General features: G+C 36.9%; 2 protein-coding genes. Both read left to right on the plus strand.

Features of this window, described 5'->3' with window-relative positions; translation table 11 throughout:
- The first annotated feature begins 126 nt into the window (after positions 1–126).
- Positions 127–483 (plus strand): hypothetical protein, encoded by a 357-nt coding sequence (locus IEY42_RS22010; protein ID WP_188927302.1) that lies wholly within the window; start codon positions 127–129, stop codon positions 481–483.
- A 2-nt stretch (positions 484–485) separates the two neighbouring features.
- The gene (locus tag IEY42_RS22015) at positions 486–1,868 is read left to right on the plus strand and encodes a tetratricopeptide repeat protein (protein WP_188927303.1); all 1,383 of its coding nucleotides are present in this window, start codon (positions 486–488) and stop codon (positions 1,866–1,868) included.
- Positions 1,869–1,921 lie beyond the last annotated feature (53 nt).

Consider the following 1,921-nt stretch of genomic DNA (forward strand, 5'->3'; position numbering starts at 1 on the left):
GACCTCTTAATTTATTAACATACTGTCTCAAAATTAAGTGTCCGATGGAATTAGACCAGAACAGAGTTTGGTATAGCAAGGATTTCATACAATAGTAAGAACAAAATATCAGCAGTGAATTGTAATATGGACAATGCGACTGGCAATTTGTTATCTGAAAAACTTAGTTGCCTTAAAGGTAAACTAATTACTTTGGGTTTAAGCACAGCGTCTACAAATATTGAGTTCCCAGAGCCATTTTTAGAGGAATTTCACGGCCAATTGACCAACATCCTCAAAGAGCATGACATTTCAATTTCTGAAGTATTAGCGAGAGACTATACGCAAAGGTACAGCTTTCATAGGTTAGGTGAGACTGCTGTTGTTGATATTTTTTATAATGGAAAGAGTCAGTTCACGCGCTTGATGGGCATGAAAAACTTGTCTGGTTCGGAGAAATTAATGCATCAAGTTGAGGGATTGATTGAAGAGGCGTTTAATTAGTAATGTTTATTCAAAACAATAACTCGTCGTCAAAAACGAGCAAGGATGTTTTTGCTTTAAGAAAAGCAGGCAAAATAGACGAAGCATATAATTTAGCCATTGAATTAATTAATAGCTCTCCGAATGATGAGTGGAATGTTAAAGCTTTTGCATGGTGTCTTATCGATCTCGTAAAGCGAGATGCCAAGCTTGGTAACAACGATACAACAATTCATTACCTGCAACAGCTTGACTCATTATCAATAGATCCAAATGACGAGATACTTAATAAGCAAGTTTTGTTTGTTAGAAATATGGCGAGTCCCATATTTAAAGAGACACAACGAGCAAAGCAAGCGAGTAAAGAAGGGAAGCATCAGTTAGCCATAAATATATATATCAAAGCACTATCGGAGCAGCCTGATAATCATGATATTAGGAGCAGTATAGGCTGGGAAATATACAAACTAGCGAAAGCACAATTTAATAATGAAAACGTCAATGTTTTTGCCGTAAAGAAATTGTTGAATGATTACCTAAAACTTAACTGTAATGTCCCTTCTCTGTTACACAGCCTTTTCCTTGGCCTCGCAGACAAGCTTACCAGCCACCACAACTTCAACCTAGCCGCATTTATAAAAATATGGGGAATTCAAAACCTACGTGATGAGGACTTTGAGCCATATGTTGATGACGTCACAGGAAATAGTTATCCAAGTTTGGCCTCAAAGGTTTCTTTGCATGGTACGAAACAAGCAGTTGAACATAATGATCTTGAATCTTTACCTTTGCTATTAGCGGTAATAGACAGAGTTATTCCAAGTTCAGATGACCCTATTTGGTTGGAGTTAAATAAAGCGAGAGCGTTAAATTTACTTGGTGAATATCAGAAGAGCTTTGATTTGGCAGTAAAAGTTGCAAAGCAAAAAATAGGTGAGTATTGGATTTGGGAGTTACTTGGGGATATACAAGGTAATTATGATAAAAGTAGCGCATTCAATTGTTATTGCCGGGCATTGTCCTCTAGTCCAAAAGAAAACTTTATTGCTAACCTGCGATTAAAGTTGGCGGAACTCTTGATTGAACAAGGTAATTACTCAGCGGCAAAGTATGAAGTTACTTGTGTTATGGATGCAAGAAACCGTGAGGGATGGTCGATACCAGAGAAAGCCGAGATGTTACAGAGTCAATCTTGGTTTTCGGCCACTGAAGCAGCGGCAAGTAATCAATCTTTATATAAGGAACATGCTGGAAAAGCTGAAGAGGTTTTATTTCAGAACCTACCTTGGATACATGCAAACCTAGGAAGTGTTTTTTCGTTACCAGATAAGCCAAACAAAAAAAGAAGAAAGATATATTTAAATAATAATGAAGATAGATTTCCAGTGGAGATTACGAGGGTGTAACAGATTCTGTGTAACTGCAATTTAGTTAATATGTTTCACAATTCTATCTTCGA

This window comes from Shewanella algicola (assembly GCF_014648035.1).
GTDB classification, from domain to species: domain Bacteria; phylum Pseudomonadota; class Gammaproteobacteria; order Enterobacterales; family Shewanellaceae; genus Shewanella; species Shewanella algicola.

What these genes read in the sequence shown, in the direction of transcription:
- IEY42_RS22015 (WP_188927303.1), top strand. Translation starts at nt 486, where the DNA reads ATGTTTATTCAAAACAATAACTCGTCGTCAAAAACGAGCAAGGATGTT.
- IEY42_RS22010 (WP_188927302.1), top strand. Translation starts at nt 127, where the DNA reads ATGGACAATGCGACTGGCAATTTGTTATCTGAAAAACTTAGTTGCCTT.